Origin of the sequence: Bacillus sp. AFS012607 (assembly GCF_002558005.1) — a bacterium.
GTDB lineage: Bacteria > Bacillota > Bacilli > Bacillales > Bacillaceae_G > Bacillus_A > Bacillus_A thuringiensis_S.
In genome coordinates, this window is record NZ_NTVM01000012.1 from 112,147 (window position 1) to 137,685 (window position 25,539).

Sequence of the window (25,539 nt, forward strand, 5' to 3'; positions counted from 1 at the left end):
ACCTTCACCCCCGGTAATTTGTATCGAGCATGCTACGTAGCTTTTTCGCAAAGCCTTCATCTAACACAGCTACAACGACTCGCTCGTCTCTCCCAATCGCATGCCCTAATTGTTGTCGATTTTCGACTTTTTTCATTGGTACGTTGTAGTACGTCGTTTTATCAGTGATACGTTTAGTAGTGTTCGCTGACGCATCTTCAGAAAGCAATACGAGCTTTGCTTTACCACTTCGTACTTCTTTTAAAACGAGTTCTTCACCCGAAATGATTTTTCGAGCGCGATTTGCTAGTCCTAAAAACGATTTCCAATCGGACACTTATTTCGACTCCTTCTCAACAAGCTCAAGAAGCTCTTCGTACAGAGAACTGTCGATTTTCGCTTTTAGATGATGTTCCAAAATGTTTTTCTTTTGGGCTTGTATAATGCATTCTTTATCTTTTGACAAATATGCACCTCGTCCTGATTTTTTTCCAGATAAATCAATAGACACTTCGCCCTCTTTGGAACGAACAATGCGAACCAGCTCTCGTTTTGATTTCATCTCTTGCGTCGCAATACATTTTCGTAACGGAACTTTTCGATTGCTCATACTCATCACCTCTATTCGATTTCGTCTTCAACTGAATCGAATCCGAATGCGATTACGCTATCTTCTTCTGTAACAATTCCAAGTTGTTTCGCATCAGACTCACTTTTAATATCAATTTTCCAGCCTGTTAATTTAGCTGCAAGACGTGCATTTTGTCCACGCTTACCGATAGCTAACGATAGCTGGTGGTCTGGAACAACAACAGTTGTTGCTTTTTCATCTTCATCTACAAGTACTTTAACAACTTGTGATGGGCTTAAAGCATTTGCAACATATTCAACTGGGTCATTTGACCAGCGAACGATGTCAATCTTTTCACCTTTTAGTTCATCTACAACACGTTGTACACGTTGTCCTTTCGGTCCTACGCAAGAACCAACTGGATCAACATCAATGTTTTCTGCATGCACAGAGATTTTAGAACGATCTCCTGCTTCGCGCGCTACAGAGCGAATTTCTACAGTTCCATCATAAATTTCTGGAACTTCCATTTCGAATAAACGTTTTAAAAGACCAGGATGTGTACGTGATACGTAAATTTGTGGTCCTTTTGTTGTCTTTTCTACTTTTGTAATAAATACGCGAATACGATCATGTGGCTTATATTGCTCATTTGGCATTTGCTCACTTACAGGTAATAAAGCTTCTACTTTGCCTAAGCTTACGTAGATGAAACGAGCATCTTGGCGTTGTACAATACCAACCATAATGTCTTCTTCACGATCACTAAATTCTGAGTAAATAACACCACGTTCTGCTTCACGAACTCGTTGTGTTACAACTTGTTTTGCAGTTTGCGCTGCAATACGACCAAAATCTTTTGGCGTTACTTCAATTTCTAGTACGTCGCCATCTTGGTAGTTTGGATTAATTTGTCTTGCCTCTTCTACAGAGATTTCAAGACGTGGATCAAACACATTATCAACAACGTCCTTACGTGCTAAAACTTGAATTGTTCCCACTTCTGGGTTAAAGCTCACACGAACGTTTTGTGCTTGGTTAAAATTGCGTTTATAAGCAGAGATTAATGCTGCTTCAATCGCATCAATAATAATATCTTTACTAATACCTTTTTCTGACTCTAATACGAGCAAAGCATCTAACAACTCAGTGCTCATGAAGATCCCCCTTCTTACTAAAACGTAACAGCAAGTCGCGCATTTGCAACTTTATCCATTGGAATTTGGATTTCTTTTTTACGTGTTTTAATTGTTAATAGTAGTGTAATTGTAGTACCGTCGTAGGAAAGTAACTTTCCTTCAAACATCTTTTCGCCATCAATTGGCTCATATGTTTTAATTGCCACTTGTTTTCCTACCGCTTGCTGGAAGTCTTTCTCTTTCTTTAATGGGCGTTCTGCTCCAGGAGATGATACATCCAAAAAGTAAAGGTGAGGAATTGGATCCTCTTTATCTAAAGCTTCGCTTAAACGTTCACTTACCGCACCGCATTCTTCAATGTCGACTCCCTTTTCAGAATCGATGAATACGCGTAAGAACCAGTCTTGTCCTTCTTTCACATACTCTACATCTACAAGTTCAAGATTTAACTCTTCAACGATTGGCTGCGCAAATGCTTCTACAACTTCTGTGACTTTCTTATCCATAAACAGCCTCCTTCCTGCCGCCATGTACCATTTACAAGAAAAGATCCCGTTCACAAAGACGGTCTATCTTATTCTTTCTCGTTAGCTAACAAAAGCCCCTGCCGTTAAGCAGGGAATATCTGTCTTAGTATTACCAAATTTAAGAAGTAAAACTTGTAACAAAATATGTATATACGACAGAAATGTCTTTACTATCTACATGAATAAAATGTAGATAGTAACACGAAAGAGTGGGTTTCCCCACTCTCTTTTTCACAAAATATACATGACATGGTTATCTCGGTTTATAGTATACCATAGCAAATATTGATTTGCAAAGACTTTTCCTACCTATTAGAACAGTGATAATTGGTTTTGATCTGGCAAATCTCCTAAACAACCTTGGCTATCTAAATACTCAATAATTGTTTTCGAAACCTTACTTCGCTGCTGTAAGTCTTCTTTTGATAAGAAGTCTCCATTTTTGCGCGCTTCCACAATACTTAAGGCTGCGTTCGTACCAAGACCAGGCACTGCATTAAATGGAGGAATTAAAGTATCCCCATCAATAATAAACTCAGTTGCATGCGAGCGGTATAAATCGACCTTTTGGAATGAATATCCACGCTCACACATTTCCAGTGTCATTTCTAGTACTGTTAATAAACTCTTCTCTTTCGGCGCTGCATCCAATCCTTTTTGAGCAATTTCATCAATTTTTACACGTATGGATGCTGAACCTTTCGCCATCGCCTCTACATCAAAATCATCTGCACGGACTGTAAAATATGCCGCATAGAATAAAAGTGCAAAATGTACTTTAAAGTATGCGATACGCACAGCCATAAGTACGTAAGCAGCCGCATGGGCTTTAGGGAACATGTATTTAATCTTCTTACATGAATCAATATACCAACCTGGCACATTATTACCTTTCATGTCATCTTCCCATTCTTCTGGTACACCTTTACCTTTACGAACCGACTCCATGATTTTGAAGGCTAATGATGGATCTAAACCTTGATAGATTAAATATACCATGATGTCATCACGACAACCGATAACTTCACTCAGCGTACATGTACCGTTATAAATTAACTCATTTGCATTACCAAGCCATACGTCAGTACCATGTGACAGCCCAGAAATTTGGACCAATTCTGAAAATGTCGTTGGTTTTGTCTCTTCTAACATCTGTCTTACGAACTTCGTACCGAATTCCGGGATACCAAGTGTACCTGTTTTACAGTTAATTTGTTCTTCCGTTACCCCTAACGTTTCTGGACCAGAGAAAATTTTCATTACTTCTGGATCATCCGTTGGGATTGTTTTCGGATCAATACCACTTAGATCTTGTAACATACGAATAACGGTCGGATCATCGTGTCCTAGTATATCAAGTTTCAATAAATTATCATGAATCGAGTGGAAGTCAAAATGCGTTGTTCTCCACTCAGCACCAATTGAATCAGCAGGAAACTGTATTGGTGAGAAATCAAAGATATCCATGTAATCTGGCACAACGATAATACCACCTGGATGCTGTCCAGTTGTACGTTTTACCCCTGTACATCCCGCTACTAAGCGATCAATCTCTGCATTTCGAATTGTTAAATTGTGATCATTTGCATAACCTTTTACATATCCATAAGCGGTTTTTTCCGCAACTGTACCAATCGTTCCAGCACGGTATACATAGTCTTCACCGAACAGTACTTTCGTATAGTTATGGGCACGTGGTTGGTATTCCCCGGAGAAGTTCAAATCGATATCGGGTACCTTATCTCCTTTAAATCCAAGGAACGTTTCGAATGGAATATCATGTCCATCTTTCACATATGCCACATTACATGTCGGACAATCTTTATCTGGTAAGTCGAAACCAGAGCCTACGGAACCATCATTAAAGAATTCAGATTGCTTGCACTTTGGACAGACATAGTGTGGTGGTAATGGGTTTACTTCTGTAATTTCCATCATCGTTGCAACGAACGATGAACCTACCGAACCACGCGAACCTACTAGATATCCGTCGACTAACGATTTTTTCACAAGCTTATGTGAGATTAAATAGATAACGGCAAATCCATGTCCAATAATACTTTTCAATTCTTTTTCTAAACGAGCCTCTACAATTTCTGGTAGTTCTTCACCATATATACTGCGTGCCATTTTATAACTCATATCACGTGTTTCATCATCGGCACCCTCAATTTTCGGTGTATATAGATCATCTTTTACTGGACGAACATCACCAATTAATGACGCAACCTTTTGTGTATTCGTCACAACAACTTCTTTCGCTTTGTCTTCACCTAAAAATGAAAAACACTCTAGCATTTCATCAGTTGTACGGAAATGTACTGGCGGTAATGAATGTCGATTTAACGGATTGGCTCCGCCCTGCGAACTGACTAAAATTTTACGATACATTGCATCTTCTGGATCTAAGTAATGCACGTTCCCTGTAGCAACAACTGGTTTATCTAACGTCTCGCCTAGTTTTACTAAGTTAGAGATAATTGTTTTTAATTGTCCCTCATCTCGAACGAGTTCACGCTCTACTAAATGACGCAACACCTCTGGAGGCATTACTTCAATGTAATCATAAAACTGTGCAATTTCTTCTACCTCCTCAGGAGCTTTTTGCATCATTGCCTCAAACACTTCACCTTTATCACAAGCCGTTCCTACTAAAATTCCTTCACGATATTTTTTTAATAGTGACCTCGGTACTCGTGGTACACGGTAAAAGTAATTAAGGTGAGAATATGAAACAAGTTTATATAAATTTTTCAATCCAACATCTGATGTGGCAAGTAACGTCAGATGGCTTGGACGGCCACGCTTATACGCATCCCCTTGCCCCATACTATCATTTAATTGATCGTGATATTCAAATCCCTTTTCAATTACGTCTTTCAACATTTTCACAAGTAAATATCCCGTCGCTTCTGTATCATAAATCGCACGGTGATGTTGCGTTAATTCAATATCAAGTTTTTTACACATCGTATTTAATCGGTGATTTTTCATTTCTGGGAATAAGAATCGTGCAAGTTCTAACGTATCAATAACAGGGTTATTCGTTTTTTCTAACCCAGCCTTTTTAAAACCTACGTTAATAAATCCCATATCGAAGCTTGCGTTATGGGCAACAAGGGTATGGTCACCCATCCATTCCTCAAACTTTTTAAACACTTCGTCCACTTCTGGTGCATCAGTTAACATATCATCTGTAATACCTGTTAATTCAATAATCGTCGCTGATAATGGTTGATGTGGGTTTGCAAAAGATTCAAAACGATCAATGATTTCGCCACCCTTTACTTTTACGGCAGCCAACTCAATGACTGTATCGTATACAGCTGATAAACCTGTCGTCTCAACGTCGAAAACAACATACGTTTCCTCCGCAAGTAAACGATGCGCTTCGTTATACGCTATCGGTACACCATCATTAACTAAATTCGCTTCTACACCGTATATAACTTTAACTCCAGCCTTTTTCCCCGCAGAATATGCCTCCGGGAACGACTGAGCCACAGCATGGTCTGTAACCGCAATAGCTTCATGTCCCCATTTACCAGCTTGGGCAACAAGCCTAGAAACAGGAGTAACAGCATCCATTTGGCTCATGGGAGTGTGAAGATGAAGTTCTACACGCTTTTCGCCTTCTGGCGCTTTATCTTTACGAGACGGACCTGTTATTTCATTAATATCATTCGCAATCATTACTAAATCTCGAACAAATGTATCGTTTTGAACTGAACCACGGGCTTTCACCCACATTCCTTTTTTCAAGGATTGCAGCATTGGAATATCTTCTTTGTCACGCGAGAACATTTTGATCATAATAGAATCCGTATAATCCGTTATTTTTAAAGTTAATAACGTACGTCCACTACGAAGCTCTTTTGTCTCTACATGGAAGACATATCCTTGAACCGTTTTTCTTCTTTCTTCATCTTGAATTTCTCGCATCGGTGTAATCTCTTCATCTGGCTTAATAAGATACCCGAGTGTAATCGGTCCTTCATACACAACGCTACTTTCTTCAGCTTGCTTCTTCGCCATTTCTTCCATAGCTTGTATAACACGCTCGCGGTCTTCTTGCTGCGTTTGCTCACGAAACTTTTGCATTTCTTCTGCATTTTGCTGTATATGTGTGTCTAACTGGAAACGTGGAAATCCAAAAGCTTCGTATTGATCCCCTACTGGTTTCGCAACGTTTTTCTTTAAAGCAGTAGACTCCAGCTCATTATTCACATTTATTAGCAACTTCACTCCATTCACCTGCGGAAGCTGTTTCTTTAAGTAAGCAAACATAGGTGAAAATGTAATTCGTTCCGTACAAAGCGGCCAATACGCCCTCACTTCTTCTTCTGTAAATTGTTTATTCTCTGTTTCTAATGCAAATGTTGTTCTTGCAATATGAGAAAATGATTGCTTAAGCTTTGTTTCTAGCAATTCATATAATTCTGTAGGCAAAATACGTGGCACTTGTAAATCAAAATGCCAACTTTTATTCGCTTTATCAATAACGAGCCTTTCAATACCACCGCCTTGTAAATATTGATTTATAAGGTCGTCTGGTATTTGCAACTGCTGGAGCAAAATTTGAAATCGCTCTTGTTGTTCATTTGTTAAAGACATAAGCACTCTCCTTCCATTTGCTATTATAAATTGAAACGTACTACAAAGAAAGATTTCTCACTTCTTCTTTTACAAAATACGTTTACAAAGAAAGAGAAGGTACCCCATTACGAGGTACCTCTTCTTATTTTAAAATATTTGCAATATATGTTTGAAGTTCTTCTACTTTTACTTCTTCAGACTCACCTGTAGCACGTACTTTCACTTCTACAATACCTTCGTCTGCTTTTTTACCAACTGTAACACGAACTGGAAGGCCGAATAAATCTGCATCTGCAAATTTAACACCTGCACGTTCTGCACGATCGTCTAATAACACTTCATAGCCTTTTTCTTGTAATGAGTTGTAGATGTTTTCACCCATTTCACGTTGTGCATCAGATTTCATATTTACTGGAATTACATGCACATGGAACGGTGCTACAGCTTTCGGCCAAACTAAGCCGTTCTCATCATTAAACTGCTCTGCAATTGCTGCCACTGTACGAGATACACCGATACCGTAACAACCCATAATAAGTGGTTGTGTTTTCCCATTTTCATCTAGGAATGTTGCGTTCATTGCTTCACTATAACGAGTTCCTAATTTGAATACATGACCAACTTCAATTCCACGTGCAAAAAGAATTGTTCCGTTTCCGTCTGGAGATTGGTCTCCTTCTTGAATAAAGCGTAAATCTGTATACTGACTTACTTTAAAGTCACGTTCTGGATTTACATTTACATAATGGAATCCTTCTTCGTTCGCTCCTGAACATCCGTTGACAATTGATACTACAGCATGGTCAGCGATAATTTCGATATCACCTGTTACACCAATCGGTCCTAATGAACCAACTTCACAATTTAATAATTCTTTTACTTCCTCATGAGAAGCAAGCTCAACAACTGAAGCGCCGTATACATTTTTCACTTTTACATCGTTTACTTCGTGATCACCACGAACAAGTACAACTACTAATTTCTCATCTACTTTAAATACCATAGACTTAATACACTTGTCAGCTTCAATGTTTAAGAATGCAGATACTTCTTCAATCGCTTTTTGATCTGGCGTTGCAACCTTTTCAAGTGCCATTTCCGCTTCGTCACTCTTCGTATACGTAGCTACAACAGGAGCCATTTCAATGTTCGCTGCATAATCAGATGTATCAGAGTATGCAATTGTATCTTCACCAACATCAGATAATACCATGAATTCATGTGTATCTTTTCCGCCCATTGCTCCAGAATCAGCAATAACTGCACGGAAGTTCAAACCACAACGAGCAAAAATGTTAGAATATGCTTTGTATAAGCGATCGTATACTTCATCTAAGCTCTCTTGTGTAGCATGGAAAGAGTATGCATCTTTCATTAGAAACTCTCTTCCACGTAATAAACCGAAACGAGGTCTTTGTTCATCGCGGAATTTCGTTTGAATTTGATATAATGTTAACGGTAATTTTTTATATGATTTTATTTCATCACGTACAAGATCAGTAATTACTTCTTCATGCGTCGCTCCTAAAGCAAACTCACGAGCGTTACGATCTTTCATACGCATTAATTCAGATCCGTAAGAATACCAACGACCTGATTCTTGCCATAATTCTGCAGCTTGCATAGCTGGCATCAATAATTCCACAGCTCCTGCGCGCTCCATTTCTTCTCGAACGATACGTTCTACTTTGTGTAATACTTTTAACCCAAATGGTAGAAAACTATAAATACCAGAAGCATTTTGACGCATAAAACCTGCGCGAAGTAATAATTGATGACTCTTAATTTCAGCATCAGCTGGAACTTCACGTAATGTAGGACTGAATACCATACTTTGTTTCATTTATTTGCACCTCTTCATTTTACTCTTACACGCAGTAAAACCCCTCACCTCGAATTAGGTGAGGGATTTTATTCTACGGGCTCTATTTCATTATAAGTTTCATTCTATTTTACAAGAAAAACTTACGAATGTCATTCCATGTTACAACTAACATTAATAACATTAATAATGCAAAACCAATAAAGTGAACCATTCCTTCTTTTTGACGGTCAATTGGTTTTCCTCGTAACGCCTCAATTAAGAAGAAGAATAAACGGCCACCGTCTAAAGCAGGAACTGGTAATAAATTGAATAAACCAAGATTAATACTTAAAACTGCCGCTAAACTTAGTACACGCGTAAATCCATAATCTACAACTTGATCTGTTAGATTATAAATTCCTACTGGACCTGACAACTCATTAATAGAAAATTGACCAGTTACTAATTTCACAAGAGATTCAAAAATTAGTTTCGTCCATTGGTATGTTTGTTCAAATCCTGATTTAATAGAACCCATTACTGTTTTCTCTACAGGGGAATAAACACCAATTCTACCAACTTCGTCTTTTCCTTCTTTATCGAGTGTTGGCGTTACTTTCACATTAAACTGTTCATTATCACGCTTTACTTGTAACGTAATTTCTTTATCCGGATTTTCACGTACAATGTCAACAACATCTTTCCATGTACTTGTGTTTTTTCCATCAATCGCTTGAATTGTATCATTCTCTTTCAATCCAGCTTGCTGTGCTGCACTATTATCCATCACTTTTCCGACCATTGGTTTGTCAATAGGAACCCCTTGTACAAATCCAAGAATCACAAAAATAACAAATGCTAAAATGAAGTTCATTGCAGGACCCGCAAAGATTGTTAAAGCGCGTTGCCCTAATTTTTTTGAACCAAATTGTCTATTATACGGAGCAATTTGAATTTCTTCCCCCGCAGTAATAATACGAGCTTTTTCATTCACTCGGAACGTTTGAAGCTCTTCCTCGTACTCCTCATAGCCCGAAATTGTTAGATTGTGCTCCAAATCAGCTTGTTCGACTTCAATGACACGAACATTTGGATACTTTTCATATCCATCAAAAACTAATTTCACAACTTCGTCTTTTTCATTTAATACAAGGCCAACCTTTTTCCCAGGCTTTAACTCAACTGTGTCCGCATCCTCGCCAGCCATTCTTACATAGCCACCAAGGGGCAGTAATCGAATCGTATACACCGTTTCATTCTTTTCAAATGAGAATATTTTCGGACCAAAACCAATCGCAAACTCGCGGCATAAAATACCTGCTCTTTTTGCGAAATATAGATGTCCTAGCTCATGGAAAAATACGAGTGCACCGAAAATTAATATAAAGGCAATCGCTGTATTCAATTCCATAACCACCTTTGCTAAATTTGTTCCATCACAAACCGTCTTGTGGCTGCATCAATTTCCAGAATTTCCTCTAAGCTCGGACGTGCAATGACATTGTGATGGTTCATTGCTTTTTCAATGAGGTCTTCTACTGTTAAGAAACCAATTCTCTTTTGTAAAAAGGCTTCAACAGCTACTTCATTCGCTGCGTTCATTACAGCTGGCATACTTCCACCTGCTTTTCCAGCTTCATACGCAAAACGTAGACAACGGAATCTTTCTTGGTCCATTTTCTCAAAATGCAACGTCCCTATTTCCCATAAGTTTAACTGTTTTGTGTCTGAAAGAGGCAATCTATCAGGATATGTAAGTGCGTATTGAATTGGTACTCGCATATCAGGTGAACCAAGCTGCGCCATTACACTACGATCTTCAAATTCAACCATAGAATGGATAATACTTTCTTTATGTAAAACAACATCGATTTGCTCGTAAGGGATACCAAAAAGCCAATGTGCTTCAATTACTTCTAGTCCCTTATTCATCATTGTAGCAGAATCAATTGTAATTTTCGAACCCATTGACCAGTTTGGATGTCGAAGCGCATCTTCTACGGTCACATGATGCAATTCATCCCTCGTTTTATCACGGAAACTTCCACCAGAAGCCGTTATAATAAGACGAGAAATTCTTTTCTCATTTTCACCATTCAAGCATTGAAAAATAGCTGAATGTTCACTATCTACTGGAAGTAACGAAACATTATGTTTTCGTGCTGCTTCCATTACAAGATGTCCTGCAGTTACTAACGTTTCTTTATTTGCAATTCCAATTGTTTTTTTCGCCTCAATTGCACGAAGTGTTGGTAACAACCCTACGCTACCTACAACAGCATTTACTACAATCTCCGCATCTGGATGTAATGCTACTTCTAAAAGCCCTTCACTACCATATACAATTTTTGTATTACCAGAAACAGCTTGTAATTTTAAAACATCTTCCTCTCTTTGCACAGAGACGATTTGCGGAGAAAATTCTTGAATTACCTTTACTGCGTAGTCAATATTTTTCCCTACAGAAAAAGCAACGAGACGGAATTGGTCTGGGTGCGAGCGTAATACATCTAAAGTTTGTGTACCAATTGATCCGCTCGCACCTAATAAACTAATGTTTTTCATGACTCCAACCCCTCGTTCATTTATTAATTGTATTGTAATAAGAAGTAGAGAATTGGTAAAACGAATAACCAACTATCTGTTCGATCTAATATACCACCATGTCCAGGTAAAATTGTACCTGAATCCTTTACGCCATAATGACGTTTAAAAGCAGATTGTACTAAATCACCAATTTGTCCAAAAATAGAAATGATAATTGTCAGCACAATTAAAATTACTACATTCGATTCAACTGGGAAGAACGCGTTGTAAACAAGTGCCACGATAATTCCGCAAACGATGCCGCCTAATGAACCTTCAATCGTTTTATTTGGACTAATTTCTGGCCACAATTTTCTCTTGCCTAATGCTTTTCCTACGAAATATGCGCCTGAATCAGTAGCCCATATAATAAATAATGCGCAAAACACATATTTAATTCCTAATATTCTCGTTTCATTTAAATATAAGAATCCCATTGCCACATATGTCGTTGCCATCAGTAAAAATGAAGCATTATCAAAAGTAAATGTATTCTTAGAAAGGACTGTATATGATAAAAGTAATAAAACAATCACAAATGTGATTTCCAATTTACCTAATCCAATCCATGTAAACAGTTCTGATGCACTACTTGGAATTAAAAGAATCCACAATAATACTGCAGCTAAAACTGTCGGTACTGAAATAAGCGTAAGCTTATTCATACGAATTAATTCATATAAACCTATAGAAGCAAGTGCATACACTAAAACCGTAAAAGGCACGCCACCGTATATTACGATGGGAATGAATAGCGCGGCAGCAACCACTCCAGTAATAATTCTCTGTTTCACTACCAAACCCTCTCTTTCTACACGCCTCCGAATCTGCGCCCTCTATGTTGAAAGTCAGTAATTGCATTTAGCAAATGTTCTTCTTTGAAGTCTGGCCAATACACGTCTGTAAACCAAAACTCCGAATACGCAATTTGCCATAACATGAAATTACTAATACGTAGCTCTCCGCTTGTTCGGATTAACAACTCTGGATCAGGTAAAGAACTCGTCATTAAGTAGGAAGAAAGCATTTCTTCACTTACCTCTTCAGAACGAATTTTTCCTTCCTCGTTATCTTTCATCATATGTTGCACAGCAGAAACGATTTCATCTCGACTTCCATAGTTTAACGCGAAATTAAGAATTAATCCCGTATTCTCTTTCGTATCTTCCATGGCTTTCTCCATCGCTCTGCGTGTATGCGTAGGAAGACGATCTTTTTGCCCTATTACTCGGACTTGTACGTTTTCTTCAATCAATTCTGGTAAAAATGTACCTAGAAATTCTTCTGGAAGCTTCATTAAATAATCAACTTCCTTTTTCGGTCTTTTCCAGTTCTCAGTTGAAAAAGCATAGAGAGTTAACACTTTCACATTAAGTTTACTTGCAAATTTTGTAATTTTCTTTACAACTTGCATACCTTCATGATGTCCCGCAATACGAGGCATTGCTCTCCTCTTTGCCCATCTTCCATTCCCATCCATAATGATGGCAATATGTTCTGGGATATATCCTTTTTTCACTTCTTCAACGAGATGATCAAACGATGTGTCCTTTTTACCTTTAAAAAAAGGAAAGTTTTTAAACATCATTCATACCCTCCAACAAGCAGACGTATGCCTAAAAGTGTAAAAAGACCCCCTTAAGAAGAGGGTCATATTTGCGAAGTTATCGCTATTACACTTCCATGATTTCTTTTTCTTTGTTTTTTGCGATTTCGTCAACTTTTGCAATATATTTATCTGTTTCTTTTTGGATATCTTCAGTATATCCTCTTAAATCATCTTCTGTAATCTCGCCAGCTTTTTCAAGCTTCTTAAGATCATCATTTCCGTCACGACGTACGTTACGAACAGCAACTTTTGCTTCTTCAGCATATTTTTTCACAACTTTAACAAGATCACGACGACGCTCTTCTGTTAATGCAGGGAATGCAATACGAATTACAGTTCCATCATTAGAAGGGTTTAAGCCTAAATCTGCTTTTAAAATTGCTTTTTCGATATCACCGATAGAAGTTTTATCATAAGGTTGAATTACAAGTAAACGTGCTTCTGGAACTGTAATGTTCGCTAATTGCACAACTGGTGTTGGTGCACCATAGTAATCAACTTGTACCTTATCTAATACAGACGAGCTTGCACGACCAGCGCGAACTGTTGCTAATTCACGAGAATAAGCAGCAACTGCTTTTTCCATTTTTTCATTTGAAGACTTCAATACTTGTTGTCCCATATTTATTTCCCCCTTACAACTGTTCCAATATTTTCGCCTAAAACGGCACGTTTAATATTACCTTTTTCCATAACCGAGAATACAATTAATGGAATATCATTATCCATACATAGAGAAGAAGCTGTAGAATCCATTACACCTAAACCTTCTTTTAATACATCTAAGTAAGTAAGCGTTTCGTATTTCGTAGCCGTTGGGTCAATAGATGGATCTGCGCTATATACGCCATCCACATTATTTTTCGCCATTAAAATAACGTCTGCTTCGATTTCCGCTGCACGTAATGCTGCTGTTGTATCTGTAGAGAAGTATGGATTACCTGTACCTGCTGCAAAGATAACAACACGTTTTTTCTCTAAGTGACGAACTGCTTTACGGCGAATGTAAGGCTCTGCCACTTGACGCATCTCAATTGAAGTTTGTACACGAGTTTGGATTCCAATATTCTCCAAGCTATCTTGAAGAGCTAATGAATTCATAACTGTAGCTAACATGCCCATGTAATCTGCTCCTGCACGATCCATGCCCATTTCACTTCCAATTTTCCCACGCCAAATGTTACCGCCACCAACAACAACAGCAACCTCTACATCAAGTTCTGCAATTTCTTTTACTTGTTCTGCAACTGACTTAATAACAGTTGGATTAATTCCAAATCCTTGCTCTCCAGCTAAAGCTTCTCCACTTAACTTTAAAACGACACGATTATATTTCGGTTTACTCATAATGAACCTCCAATTGCTTACATCTTTATTTTAAAAAAGGGAACACAATGTGTTCCCTAATCTGTATTAGTTACTACCTTTTACTTGGTTCATTACTTCTTCAGCAAAGTTGTCTTCACGTTTTTCGATACCTTCGCCAACAGCGTAGCGAACGAATCCTTTTAATGTTCCGCCTTTAGACTCAACGAACTGACGAACTTTCATATCAGGGTTTTTAACGAATGCTTGGTCAAGTAAGCAAATCTCTTCGAAGAATTTGCCTAGACGGCCTTCAACCATTTTTGCAACGATTTTTTCAGGCTTGCCTTCGTTTAATGCTTGTTGTGTTAATACTTGACGCTCATGCTCAACTTCTTCAGCTGTTACAGCATCGCGGTCGATATATTTAGGGTTAACTGCTGCAATGTGCATTGCTACATCTTTAGCAGCTGCTTCATCAGTAGAACCTTCAAGAACTGTTAATACACCAATACGTCCACCCATGTGTAGGTAAGCGCCGAATGCATCTGCATCAGTTTTTGATACGATTTCGAAACGACGAAGTGTAAGTTTTTCACCAATTTTAGCGATTGCTTCGTTGATGTGCTCTTCTACTGTTTTGCCGCCTTCAATTGTTTGAGTCATAGCTTCTTCAACGTTAGCAGGTTTGTTAGCTAATAAGTGAGCAGCTAGTTCTTTAATTAATGCTTGGAAACCTTCGTTTTTCGCAACGAAATCAGTTTCAGAGTTTAATTCTAAGATTAAAGCGTCGTTACCGTTTGTTTCGATGAAAGTTAAACCTTCAGCAGCAATGCGGTCTGCTTTTTTAGCAGCTTTCGCAATACCTTTTTCACGTAAGAAGTCAATTGCCTTCTCCATGTCGCCGTTAGTTTCTGTTAAAGCTTTTTTGCAGTCCATCATACCTGCGCCAGTTTTTTCACGTAATTCTTTTACCATTTGAGCAGTGATTGCCATACTTTTCATCCTCCTAAAATATGTATTTATACTTTTTATAAAGGTGTTTATACCTTAAAAAAGGTGATAAAAGGCCGAACCCCTTATCACCTTTCCAACTTTGTTACGCAGTAACAGTTTCTTCACCTTGTTTTGCTTCAAGGATCGCGTCTGCCATTTTAGATGTAAGAAGTTTTACAGCACGAATTGCATCATCGTTTGCTGGGATAACGTGATCGATTTCGTCTGGATCACAGTTTGTATCAACGATACCGATGATTGGAATGTGTAATTTGCGTGCTTCAGCAACTGCAATACGCTCTTTACGAGGGTCTACTACGAATAATGCACTTGGAAGACCTTTCATATCTTTAATACCGCCTAAGAATTTCTCAAGACGCTCTAACTCTTTTTTAAGTTGAACAACTTCTTTCTTAGGTAGTACTTCGAAAGTACCATCTTCTTGCATTCTTTCGATGTCTTTAAGACGCTTGATACGCTTTTGGATTGTTTGGAAGTTTGTTAAAGTTCCACCTAACCAACGTTGGTTAACGAAGTACATACCCGCACGAGTTGCTTCTTCTTTAATAGCTTCTTGTGCTTGTTTTTTAGTACCTACGAATAAAATGTCTCCACCTTCAGCAGCGATGTCACGCATCGTTCTGTAAGCTTCCTCAACTTTTTTCACAGTTTTTTGTAAGTCGATGATGTAGATACCGTTACGCTCTGTGAAAATGTAACGCTTCATTTTTGGGTTCCAACGACGAGTTTGATGTCCGAAATGAACACCAGCTTCAAGCAATTGCTTCATAGAAATTACTGACATAATATAGTTCCTCCTAAATGGTTTTTGATATCCTCCGTTTACTTCATCTCTAAGCGAAACTACAAACGTAGCACCAACACTTAAATCAGTAAACGTGTGTACTTTGTACTGACACCACTGCTTACTATATCATACTGAAATATTACAATCAAGTCGAAAATGCGAACAATGTAAAACTTTCTTTGTTCATACTCGAATTCTAGTATTACCAACCTTCATTTCTTTTAAGCAAAAAAGCAAAATACAATTAATAGTTTTCCCAGAAAACACGCTTATGCCACTTTTCACAAGCACCATCAATCATTGCACAAAAAAAACTCTCCTCAATCGAGGAGAGTTCTTTATAAATTAGTTTGTTTTTAATTTAGCAAGTTCCTGTAGAAACTTGTCGTTTAGCACTTTAATGTATGTTCCTTTCATACCTAAAGAGCGAGACTCAATAACACCAGCACTTTCTAATTTACGTAGTGCATTTACGATTACAGAGCGAGTAATTCCTACGCGATCAGCAATTTTACTTGCAACAAGTAAACCTTCTGTTCCATTTAATTCTTCGAAGATGTGCTCAATTGCTTCTAACTCACTGTAAGATAATGAGCTGATCGCCATTTGAACAACAGCTTTACTACGTGCTTCCTCTTCGATTTCTTCTGCTTTTTCACGTAAGATTTCCATACCTACAACAGTTGAGCTGTACTCAGCAAGGATTAAATCGTCATCTAAGAACTCTTGACCTAGACGAGCTAATACTAATGTACCTAGACGCTCACCACCACCAACGATTGGTACGATTGTAGTTAAACCTTGACCAAATAATTCTCTGTTTTCTACTGGGAATGCTGTGTAAGCACTGTTCACATCCAAGTTTGAAGATGTTTCTGTAATGTTGAATAAGCTTTGTGTATATTCTTCTGGGAATTGACGTTCTGCAAGCATTTGCTTCATGCGTTCGTTTTCGATTTGTTGGTGAATTGCATAACCTAGTAATTTACCACGACGGCTAACTACGAATACGTTTGCTTCGATTACTTCACACATTGTGTCAGACATTTCTCTAAAGTTTACAGGCTTCCCTGCTGCGCTCTGTAATAACGCATTTAATTTTCTTGTTTTTGCTAATAATTCCATTTCAAAAGTTCCTCCTACATGTTACTCACATATTTTTTCATCACTTGGAAACTAGGGCGAGTCACCTGATGACACTATTACAAAATAAACTGGCTCACATCTTTATTTTTAGCAATTGTTGCTAATTTCTCCTCAACGTATTGAGGGGTTATCGTTATTTTCTCTAACGTAATTTCAGATGCTTCAAACGATAAATCTTCAAGGAGCTTCTCCATAATCGTATGAAGTCTTCTTGCTCCAATATTATCTGTATCCTGATTAACTTGATAAGCAATCTCAGCAATCTTACGAATAGCTTCGTCTGAAAATTCAATTTCTATACCTTCAGTCGCTAATAATGCCATATATTGTTTAATTAACGCATTGTCAGGCTCGATTAATATTTTAACAAAATCGTCTGTCGATAATTTCGTTAATTCTACTCGAATCGGAAATCTCCCTTGCAATTCCGGAATTAAATCCGACGGTTTAGACATATGGAACGCTCCAGCTGCAACGAATAAAATATAATCCGTTTTTACTGATCCGTATTTTGTCGCAACATTCGACCCTTCTACAATTGGCAAAATGTCACGTTGCACACCTTCACGTGATACATCTACGCTATTCGACTGCTTACCAGCAATTTTGTCAATTTCATCGATAAAAATAATCCCGAGCTGTTCAGCACGATAAACAGCCTCTTGTGTAACTTCATCCATATCAATTAAGCGCTGTGCCTCTTCATTTGTCAAGAGTTTTCTTGCTTCTTTTACAGAAAGTTTACGTTTTTTTGTTTTTTTCGGCATAAAACTCCCTAACGCATCTTGGAAATTCATTCCCATTTGCTCCATGCCAGTTCCTTGTAACATATCAAACATTGACGACTGTTGCTCAGTCACTTCAATCGATACAATTTCGTCTTCAAGAAGCCCTGCAGCAAGCTTTCTCTCCACATCTTGACGTTTCTTTTCAATTTCACCATCTTCTTGTGTATCAGACGTTTGACTCGAATTTTGAGCGCCCCCAAAAAGCATCTCTAATGGATTTTTAAATCCAGATTGCTTCTCCGGACTCGGCACTAAAATTTCAACAAGACGTTGATTCGCTTGCTCTTCTGCTTTATCTTGAACTTTCACTACCATTTCTTCTTTTACAATACGAACGGATGTTTCCACAAGGTCACGTACCATCGACTCTACATCTCTACCCACATATCCAACTTCTGTAAATTTTGTAGCCTCAACCTTAATAAAAGGTGCTCCAACGAGTTTCGCCATTCGTCGTGCTACCTCTGTTTTCCCAACACCTGTCGGTCCAATCATCAAAATGTTTTTAGGTGCTATTTCATCACGTAAATTTTCAGCTAATTTACTGCGACGGTATCGATTTCTCAACGCTACAGCAACCGCTTTCTTTGCGTCTTTTTGACCGATGATGTATTGATCTAATTTTTCCACAATTTGGCGCGGAGTAAAATGTAAATGCATATAAAATGCCTCCCTTACGATTCTACAATTCTTCAACAATTATGTTGTGATTCGTATAAACACAAATATCGCCAGCAATCTCTAAACTCGCTTTCGCAATTTGTTTCGCTGTTAAGTGTTCACTTGCATATTGCTTTAAAGCACGACCTGCAGAAAGTGCATAATTCCCACCAGATCCAATTGCTAAAATACCATCATCCGGTTCAATCACTTCTCCTGTACCTGAAACAAGGAGCATAGTTGTTTTATCCATGACAATGAGCATCGCTTCTAGTTGACGTAACATTTTATCGCCACGCCATTGTTTTGCCATTTCAACAGCTGCACGCTGCAAGTTGCCATTATACTCTTCTAATTTTCCTTCAAACATTTCAAAAAGAGTAAATGCATCAGCAACTGAACCTGCAAAACCAGCTAAAACTTTACCTTGGAAAAGTCTGCGAACTTTACGAGCTGTATGTTTCATTACAACAGCATTTCCCATTGTCACCTGACCATCTCCAGCCATTGCACATTCTCCATTATGATGAACTGCAAATATCGTTGTAGCGTGGAAATTCCCCATAGAAAAAACTCCTTTATTTGTTTTTATAGCTTTTAAAGCAATTTATGCCCGCGGGTGATGCTTCATGTAAACAGAACGCAATCTTTCTTTAGAGACATGCGTATAAATTTGTGTGGTCGACAAATTCTCATGACCTAATAGCTCCTGTACAGTACGTAAATCCGCCCCTTCATCTAACATATGTGTAGCAAATGTATGCCTTAACATATGGGGACTTATTCGCATTGTCAGTGAAGCCTTTTTAATGAGTTCATTTAAAACATAACGCACTCCACGACTTGTTAGCGGTGTACCTTTCGCATTTAAAAACACCATACGAGAGTCTTCGTCAGTCTTATTAACTAACTGTTTTCTCCCATTCTCTATATAAGTAATTAAAGAATCTTGCGCATAGCTTCCGAACGGAATATACCTTTGTTTTTTTCCTTTTCCCATTACTAAAATTGTTCCCACCGCAAAGTCAATATCGGTAAGTTGTAAATTGACACATTCACTCACACGGATTCCAGTCGCATACATCAACTCTAATAAAGCTTGATTCCTTTGACCTAATGGCGTTCCCGTGTCAGAAACTTCAAATAATTCCTCTAACTCTTCAGCATATAAAAACTTTGGGATTGACAATTCTTTTTTGGGGAGTGACGCAAGTGCAAACGGATTATCTTTCCGATAACCTTCACGCATCAAAAAACGATATAAACTTCGTAAGCTTGATACTTTTCTTGCGACAGATTTACGGGCTAACTTTTCATCGTGCAACGTCGTTAAGTACAAACGAACATCCGCGTATGTAACGTCTAAAAAAGAGGATATGCCTTCTCGCTCCATAAATTGCACAAAATGTTCTAAATCATTTTGATAACTTGCAATTGTATATTTTGAATAATTTCTTTCAATTTGTAAATATCCAACGAATAATTGTAACAATTTCTTCACATTCACACAACTCACCTCAATAAAGGCTACTAAATCGTATCACAACTTAGTAGCCTTTGCAAGAAATTTAACTAAATATTTACAAAATTTTGAATTGTTTCTAAAGCGCGTGTTGCGTATGCTTCATTTCGTTCCGCTTTCTTTTTAATCTTCTTCTCTAACGGTGCAAATAGACCGAAGTTCGCATTCATCGGTTGGAAGTTTTTAGCGTTCGTTGCCGTAATGTAATTTGCCATGCTGCCCATCGCAGTTACTGACGGTAATACAACTGGCTCTTCACCTTGCACAAGACGTGCAGCATTAATTCCTGCTAATAATCCTGATGCTGCTGATTCAACATATCCCTCTACTCCAGTCATTTGACCAGCGAAGAATAAATCATCACGTTGTTTATATTGATATGTTGGACGAAGCAAATTAGGTGAATTAATAAACGTATTACGATGCATTACACCATAACGTACAATCTCTGCATTTTCCAGTCCCGGTATTAACTGTAGCACTTCTTTTTGTGGTCCCCACTTTAAATGCGTTTGGAAACCTACGATATTGTATAAAGTTCCTGCTGCATCATCTTGACGTAACTGAACAACAGCATATGGCGTTTTCCCTGTTTTTGGATCTTCCAATCCAACAGGTTTCATAGGTCCAAATACTAGCGTCTGTCTCCCTCTACTTGCCATAACTTCTACTGGCATACAACCTTCAAAGAAAATTTCTTTTTCAAACTCTTTTAAAGGCACTGTCTCAGCAGCAATTAAAGCCTCATAAAAACGGTCAAACTCTTCTTCTGTCATTGGGCAATTTAAATATGCAGCTTCCCCTTTGTCATAACGCGATTTTAAATATACTTTATTCATGTCAATACTGTCTTTTTCTACGATTGGTGCTGCCGCATCGTAGAAATAGAAATAATCTTCACCTGTTAGTTCTTTTAATTGTGCAGCAAGATCAGGAGATGTAAGTGGACCTGTTGCAATAATTGTTGGTCCTTCTGGAATTTCAGTAAGCTCTTCGTTCACTACCGTTACATTCGGATGGTTTTTTACGTATTCTGTTACTTTAGCTGCGAACTCATGACGGTCTACAGCTAACGCACCTCCAGCTGGTACAGAGCACTCATCTGCCGCACGAATAATTACAGAATCCATTAAACGCATTTCCTCTTTAATAACTCCAACTGCATTTGTTAAAGTGTTTGCACGAAGTGAGTTACTACATACTAATTCAGCAAATTTATCTGTGTGATGAGCTGGCGTTTGCCTTACCGGCCTCATTTCATATAATCTAACTTGGACACCACGTTTTGCAATTTGGTAAGCCGCTTCACTTCCTGCAAGACCTGCGCCAATGACGTTTACTACTTGTGTTGTCATATATATCACCTTTCCTTTTCTTCCCGAAAAAAATGTGAGCAGTTACGCTCACATTTGTTGTTCTTCTTCATAATCGCACGAAATACATTGTACTTGCACGCCTTTTTTCAACTTCTTCTCTACAAGCATGCCTTCACACTTCGGACATTTACGACCAATCGGCTTATCCCAAGATACAAAGTCACATTCTGGATACGTACCGCATCCATAGAAAAGGCGTTTCTTTTTGTTACTACGACGCTCAATAATTTGTCCTTCTTCACATTTCGGACAAGTTACACCGATTTCTTTCACAATCGGTTTTGTATTACGACAATCAGGGAAATTCGAACAAGCCATAAACTTCCCGTATTTACCCATTTTAAAGACCATTGGATGTCCGCATAATTCACAGTCTTCCCCAGCTGGCTCATCTTTAATTTCCACTTCACGCATTTCTTTTTCCGCTTTTTCTAAGCGCGGTTCAAATCCTACGTAGAAATCATCAACAATTTTCACCCAATTGGCATTTCCTTCTTCCACTTCATCAAGGCTTTGCTCCATATTGGCAGTAAATTCAATGTTAATAATTTCCGGGAAAAATTCTAAAATAAGTTCAATTACTATTTCACCAAGTTCAGTCGGAACGAAGCGTTTATTATCCAAGCCTACATATCCACGTTTTTGAATCGTTTCAAGTGTAGGTACATAAGTCGACGGTCTTCCAATTCCAAGTTCTTCAAGTGTTCTTACTAGACGAGCCTCTGTATAGCGCGGAGGAGGTTGTGTAAAATGTTGCTTCGGTTCTAAATCCTTCGAAAATACAGTTTCCCCTACTTCTAAAGGCGGCAACATCTTATCCTTTTCTTCAGCACCATCATCTTTCGACTCTACATACACTTTCATAAATCCTGGGAACTTTACAACCGATCCACTTGCACGGAACTGAACATTGTTATTAATGAGTCTCGCTGTCACAGTATCCATTATAGCAGACGCCATTTGACTTGCAACAAATCGCTCCCAAATCAATTTATATAATCGAAGTTGATCACGACTTAAGAAACTTTTTAGTTCCTCTGGCTTTCTCATTACCGAAGTAGGACGAATTGCCTCATGTGCATCTTGTGCATTTGACTTTTTCGTTTCTTTCTTCTTTTCTGTTCCTATGTATTCCGTACCATACGCTTCAGTGATGTAAGTACGAGCCTCTGTTTGAGCTGTTTCTGAGATACGTGTTGAATCAGTTCTCATATACGTAATAAGACCTACAGTTCCTTGTTTTCCAAGATCTATCCCTTCATACAATTGCTGTGCAAGCATCATCGTTTTCTTTGCTCGCATGTTTAACTTACGTGCTGCTTCTTGTTGCAAGGAAGATGTTGTAAACGGTAATGCAGGATTACGTTTTCGCTCTTTGCGCATTACATTTTCAACTGAAAACGCATTGTCTTTCATCTGTTCAATTATTTCATTCACTTGCGTTTCATTCGTTAATTGAACCTTTTCCCCATCTACACCGTAAAAGCTTGCTTCAAATGTGTCTTTTCCTTTTACAAATTCTGTTTTAATTGTCCAGAATTCTTCAGGTTCAAAGCTTTGAATTTCCTTTTCACGTTCGATGATTAAACGAACTGCTACAGATTGTACACGCCCTGCACTTAATCCTTTTTTTACTTTCTTCCATAATAAAGGACTAATATTGTAACCAACAAGACGATCAAGTATACGTCTTGCTTGTTGTGCATCTACTAAATCCATATTAATTGCACGAGGATGTTTAAATGATTCTTTGATTGCATCTTTCGTAATCTCATTAAACACAACCCGACAATCTGATTCAACGTCCACATTTAACGTATTCGCTAAATGCCAAGCAATTGCTTCCCCTTCGCGGTCTGGATCGGCCGCGAGATAGACTTTCTTTGCTTTTTTCGCCGCTGATTTTAAATCTTTTAATACGGGACCTTTACCACGAATGGTAATATACTTCGGGGTGAAGTTGTTCTTTACTTCTATCCCCATTTGACTTTTTGGCAAATCGCGAACATGTCCCATAGACGCGACAACTTTGTATTTTTTCCCTAAATATTTCTCAATGGTCTTCGCCTTAGAAGGCGACTCCACGATCACGAGGTAATCTGACATGCTAGTGCCTCCTTAAGAGGTGGATTCAAGTCTTCATTAATCTTATTGATTTCTCTTGTTTTTGTCAATCAAGAATGAATATACCATACAGTGCCAATCTACCATTTGTCAATAATTGTTTAATAAAAATTTAAAAATATAAGGTTAATTTAAAATCTCTTCCAAGATATCTTCTGCATTTCTTACTAATTTTGCGCCTTGTTGAATAAGATGATTTGTTCCCGATGCCCCCTCTATAAATATAGGTCCAGGAAGCGCAAACACCTCTCTATTTTGCTCTAACGCAAGGTCTGCAGTAATAAGTGTCCCACTTCTCGATTTCGCTTCTACAACTAAAACACCTTTACTTATACCACTAATAATCCGGTTCCTTTTTGGAAAATACCATTTTTTCGGTGCATAGTGCGGAGGATACTCTGTCAATAACAATATATATTCCTTCCACATTTCATATAAATGTCTATTTTCTTTCGGATACATAAACGACAATCCATGCCCTAATATCCCAATAGTGGGACAATGATGCCTTACTGTAATCTCATGAGACATTGTATCTATCCCTTTTGCAAACCCACTGACAATAAGCCACTCTCTTTCTAATAAAGGGTGTAAAATAAATTTCAAGCTCTCATGACCATATAATGATGGTTCTCTCGTTCCAACAACTGCTAATTTATTTACTTTATTTAGAAAATCTTTCTCTCCTTTTCCATATAAAACGAAGGGAGGGTCTTGTATTTCACGTAATAATTGTGGATAATTTTCATCCCATATCGTTATATAAAAGATACGATTTTTCTCTAAATAAGATATATATTGCGGAAGATTTGAACTTTGAAGAAATTTCACTAGTTCTGAAGATTTTTTCGAGGATATTCCAGTGTAGTGCTCCATTTGTTTTTCGTTAAAATTATATATGTTCTTTAATTCTGGATCGACATATAGTAGCCTCTCCATCGCTTTCCAATAATCTGCTAGCAAGTAATGAAGATGTAATAACCGCTCTCTTTTCATCTTGATTCTCCTTACCCATAATTTTTATTATGTAAACAGAAAAAAGTGTAAAAAGACACCCTCAAGTAAGAAGGTGTCTTTCAACAGATTAATAGTTTTTGCAAGTCTCAAATAGACCTTTTTCTTTTAAAACAGAGATTAGCGTTTCTCCCATAACTGCTGGAGTTTCAGCTACTTTAATGCCACAAGCTTCCATTGTTTTAATCTTTTCAGCAGCAGTTCCTTTACCACCAGAAATGATTGCACCAGCATGGCCCATACGTTTGCCAGCAGGCGCTGTTTGACCACCAATGAAGCCTACAACAGGTTTTGTCATATTAGCTTTTACCCATTCAGCTGCCTCTTCTTCTGCTGTACCGCCGATTTCACCAATCATAATTACAGCATGTGTTTCTTCATCTTCATTAAATGCTTTTAACGCATCAATAAAGTCTGTACCGTTAACAGGGTCTCCACCGATACCTACAGCAGTAGATTGGCCAATACCTTCTTGTGTTAATTGATGTACAGCTTCATACGTTAATGTACCAGAGCGAGATACGATACCAACATGACCTTTTTTATGAATATATCCTGGCATAATACCAATCTTACATTCATCTGGTGTGATTACACCTGGGCAGTTTGGTCCAAGTAAACGTGTATGTTTACCAGCCATATATCTCTTTACGTTTACCATATCTAATACAGGAATTCCTTCAGTAATACATACTACTAAATCAATTTCTGCATCAACTGCTTCCATAATTGCATCTGCCGCAAAAGCGGGTGGAACGTATACAACTGAAGCGTTTGCGCCTGTTGCTTTCACTGCATCTTCTACTGTATCAAATACTGGTACACCTTCAATATCAGTGCCGCCTTTACCTGGTGTTACACCACCGACAATTTTCGTACCGTATTCAATCATTTGTTTTGTATGGAATAAACCTTGAGAACCTGTAATACCTTGAACAATAACTTTTGTATCTTTATTAACTAATACGCTCATTTTTCTCCCCCGCTTT

Annotated in this window: 22 protein-coding genes; all 22 read right to left on the reverse strand. The window is 38.0% G+C overall.

Annotated elements, in window-relative coordinates; genetic code table 11:
- Positions 1 to 4: 4 nt before the first annotated feature.
- The 22 genes from CN409_RS13930 to sucD all read right to left on the reverse strand — a co-directional run bounded on the left by CN409_RS13930 (position 5) and on the right by sucD (position 25,523).
- Positions 5 to 316, reverse strand: coding sequence for a YlxQ family RNA-binding protein (locus tag CN409_RS13930; protein WP_001286522.1), 312 nt, complete (start codon positions 314 to 316; stop codon positions 5 to 7).
- Entirely contained in the window at positions 317 to 589 is a 273-nt protein-coding gene (rnpM, locus tag CN409_RS13935; protein ID WP_000071123.1) for an RNase P modulator RnpM, read from the reverse strand.
- Positions 590 to 600: 11 nt separating this feature from the next.
- The gene (gene nusA / locus CN409_RS13940) at positions 601 to 1,707 is read right to left on the reverse strand and encodes a transcription termination factor NusA (protein ID WP_000102598.1); all 1,107 of its coding nucleotides are present in this window, start codon (positions 1,705 to 1,707) and stop codon (positions 601 to 603) included.
- Positions 1,708 to 1,724: 17 nt separating this feature from the next.
- Entirely contained in the window at positions 1,725 to 2,195 is a 471-nt protein-coding gene (rimP, locus tag CN409_RS13945) for a ribosome maturation factor RimP (protein ID WP_000359095.1), read from the reverse strand.
- Positions 2,196 to 2,528: 333 nt separating this feature from the next.
- Positions 2,529 to 6,830, reverse strand: a complete 4,302-nt coding sequence (locus CN409_RS13950; protein WP_000059996.1) for a PolC-type DNA polymerase III — start codon at positions 6,828 to 6,830, stop codon at positions 2,529 to 2,531.
- A 124-nt stretch (positions 6,831 to 6,954) separates the two neighbouring features.
- Positions 6,955 to 8,655 carry a proline--tRNA ligase gene (locus tag CN409_RS13955; protein ID WP_097981353.1) on the reverse strand — a complete coding sequence of 567 codons (1,701 nt, stop codon included), beginning with the start codon at positions 8,653 to 8,655 and terminating at the stop codon, positions 6,955 to 6,957.
- 109 nt (positions 8,656 to 8,764) lie between these two features.
- Complete coding sequence (rseP, locus tag CN409_RS13960; RefSeq protein WP_001090241.1) at positions 8,765 to 10,021, reverse strand: RIP metalloprotease RseP; 1,257 nt, start codon at positions 10,019 to 10,021, stop codon at positions 8,765 to 8,767.
- A gap of 17 nt (positions 10,022 to 10,038) precedes the next feature.
- Complete coding sequence (gene dxr, locus CN409_RS13965) at positions 10,039 to 11,181, reverse strand: 1-deoxy-D-xylulose-5-phosphate reductoisomerase (protein ID WP_000790358.1); 1,143 nt, start codon at positions 11,179 to 11,181, stop codon at positions 10,039 to 10,041.
- A gap of 23 nt (positions 11,182 to 11,204) precedes the next feature.
- Positions 11,205 to 11,996, reverse strand: coding sequence for a phosphatidate cytidylyltransferase (gene cdsA / locus CN409_RS13970; protein ID WP_000813589.1), 792 nt, complete (start codon positions 11,994 to 11,996; stop codon positions 11,205 to 11,207).
- Between the two features lie 17 nt (positions 11,997 to 12,013).
- Entirely contained in the window at positions 12,014 to 12,790 is a 777-nt protein-coding gene (gene uppS, locus CN409_RS13975; RefSeq protein ID WP_000971296.1) for an isoprenyl transferase, read from the reverse strand.
- 85 nt (positions 12,791 to 12,875) lie between these two features.
- The gene (gene frr / locus CN409_RS13980; protein WP_000531505.1) at positions 12,876 to 13,433 is read right to left on the reverse strand and encodes a ribosome recycling factor; all 558 of its coding nucleotides are present in this window, start codon (positions 13,431 to 13,433) and stop codon (positions 12,876 to 12,878) included.
- A gap of 2 nt (positions 13,434 to 13,435) precedes the next feature.
- Entirely contained in the window at positions 13,436 to 14,158 is a 723-nt protein-coding gene (gene pyrH, locus CN409_RS13985; protein WP_000042669.1) for a UMP kinase, read from the reverse strand.
- A gap of 66 nt (positions 14,159 to 14,224) precedes the next feature.
- Positions 14,225 to 15,112: a translation elongation factor Ts gene (gene tsf, locus CN409_RS13990; RefSeq protein WP_001018576.1), complete on the reverse strand. Its 888-nt coding sequence runs from the start codon at positions 15,110 to 15,112 to the stop codon at positions 14,225 to 14,227.
- A 103-nt stretch (positions 15,113 to 15,215) separates the two neighbouring features.
- Positions 15,216 to 15,917, reverse strand: coding sequence for a 30S ribosomal protein S2 (gene rpsB, locus CN409_RS13995; protein WP_000111485.1), 702 nt, complete (start codon positions 15,915 to 15,917; stop codon positions 15,216 to 15,218).
- 348 nt (positions 15,918 to 16,265) lie between these two features.
- Positions 16,266 to 17,045, reverse strand: a complete 780-nt coding sequence (gene codY, locus CN409_RS14000; protein WP_000421290.1) for a GTP-sensing pleiotropic transcriptional regulator CodY — start codon at positions 17,043 to 17,045, stop codon at positions 16,266 to 16,268.
- 77 nt (positions 17,046 to 17,122) lie between these two features.
- Positions 17,123 to 18,514, reverse strand: a complete 1,392-nt coding sequence (hslU, locus tag CN409_RS14005) for an ATP-dependent protease ATPase subunit HslU (protein WP_000550084.1) — start codon at positions 18,512 to 18,514, stop codon at positions 17,123 to 17,125.
- A gap of 22 nt (positions 18,515 to 18,536) precedes the next feature.
- A complete protein-coding gene (gene hslV, locus CN409_RS14010; protein ID WP_000526274.1) occupies positions 18,537 to 19,079 on the reverse strand; it encodes an ATP-dependent protease proteolytic subunit HslV in 543 nt (180 codons plus the stop codon).
- A 42-nt stretch (positions 19,080 to 19,121) separates the two neighbouring features.
- Positions 19,122 to 20,021, reverse strand: coding sequence for a tyrosine recombinase XerC (gene xerC / locus CN409_RS14015; RefSeq protein ID WP_001101245.1), 900 nt, complete (start codon positions 20,019 to 20,021; stop codon positions 19,122 to 19,124).
- Positions 20,022 to 20,086: 65 nt separating this feature from the next.
- Positions 20,087 to 21,391, reverse strand: a complete 1,305-nt coding sequence (trmFO, locus tag CN409_RS14020; RefSeq protein ID WP_000213006.1) for an FADH(2)-oxidizing methylenetetrahydrofolate--tRNA-(uracil(54)-C(5))-methyltransferase TrmFO — start codon at positions 21,389 to 21,391, stop codon at positions 20,087 to 20,089.
- A 48-nt stretch (positions 21,392 to 21,439) separates the two neighbouring features.
- Positions 21,440 to 23,518, reverse strand: coding sequence for a type I DNA topoisomerase (topA, locus tag CN409_RS14025; RefSeq protein ID WP_097981354.1), 2,079 nt, complete (start codon positions 23,516 to 23,518; stop codon positions 21,440 to 21,442).
- Between the two features lie 144 nt (positions 23,519 to 23,662).
- A complete protein-coding gene (gene dprA, locus CN409_RS14030; RefSeq protein ID WP_000818044.1) occupies positions 23,663 to 24,532 on the reverse strand; it encodes a DNA-processing protein DprA in 870 nt (289 codons plus the stop codon).
- Positions 24,533 to 24,620: 88 nt separating this feature from the next.
- Positions 24,621 to 25,523 carry a succinate--CoA ligase subunit alpha gene (gene sucD, locus CN409_RS14035; protein WP_000115178.1) on the reverse strand — a complete coding sequence of 301 codons (903 nt, stop codon included), beginning with the start codon at positions 25,521 to 25,523 and terminating at the stop codon, positions 24,621 to 24,623.
- Positions 25,524 to 25,539: the final 16 nt, after the last annotated feature.

Coding starts and splice junctions, on each gene's coding strand:
- rnpM (WP_000071123.1), bottom strand. CDS start 589: ATGAGCAATCGAAAAGTTCCGTTACGAAAATGTATTGCGACGCAAGAG.
- nusA (WP_000102598.1), bottom strand. CDS start 1,707: ATGAGCACTGAGTTGTTAGATGCTTTGCTCGTATTAGAGTCAGAAAAA.
- rimP (WP_000359095.1), bottom strand. CDS start 2,195: ATGGATAAGAAAGTCACAGAAGTTGTAGAAGCATTTGCGCAGCCAATC.
- CN409_RS13950 (WP_000059996.1), bottom strand. CDS start 6,830: ATGTCTTTAACAAATGAACAACAAGAGCGATTTCAAATTTTGCTCCAG.
- CN409_RS13955 (WP_097981353.1), bottom strand. CDS start 8,655: ATGAAACAAAGTATGGTATTCAGTCCTACATTACGTGAAGTTCCAGCT.
- dxr (WP_000790358.1), bottom strand. CDS start 11,181: ATGAAAAACATTAGTTTATTAGGTGCGAGCGGATCAATTGGTACACAA.
- uppS (WP_000971296.1), bottom strand. CDS start 12,790: ATGATGTTTAAAAACTTTCCTTTTTTTAAAGGTAAAAAGGACACATCG.
- frr (WP_000531505.1), bottom strand. CDS start 13,433: ATGGGACAACAAGTATTGAAGTCTTCAAATGAAAAAATGGAAAAAGCA.
- pyrH (WP_000042669.1), bottom strand. CDS start 14,158: ATGAGTAAACCGAAATATAATCGTGTCGTTTTAAAGTTAAGTGGAGAA.
- tsf (WP_001018576.1), bottom strand. CDS start 15,112: ATGGCAATCACTGCTCAAATGGTAAAAGAATTACGTGAAAAAACTGGC.
- rpsB (WP_000111485.1), bottom strand. CDS start 15,917: ATGTCAGTAATTTCTATGAAGCAATTGCTTGAAGCTGGTGTTCATTTC.
- codY (WP_000421290.1), bottom strand. CDS start 17,045: ATGGAATTATTAGCAAAAACAAGAAAATTAAATGCGTTATTACAGAGC.
- hslU (WP_000550084.1), bottom strand. CDS start 18,514: ATGCATTTACATTTTACTCCGCGCCAAATTGTGGAAAAATTAGATCAA.
- hslV (WP_000526274.1), bottom strand. CDS start 19,079: ATGGGGAATTTCCACGCTACAACGATATTTGCAGTTCATCATAATGGA.
- trmFO (WP_000213006.1), bottom strand. CDS start 21,391: ATGACAACACAAGTAGTAAACGTCATTGGCGCAGGTCTTGCAGGAAGT.
- topA (WP_097981354.1), bottom strand. CDS start 23,518: ATGTCAGATTACCTCGTGATCGTGGAGTCGCCTTCTAAGGCGAAGACC.
- dprA (WP_000818044.1), bottom strand. CDS start 24,532: ATGAAAAGAGAGCGGTTATTACATCTTCATTACTTGCTAGCAGATTAT.
- sucD (WP_000115178.1), bottom strand. CDS start 25,523: ATGAGCGTATTAGTTAATAAAGATACAAAAGTTATTGTTCAAGGTATT.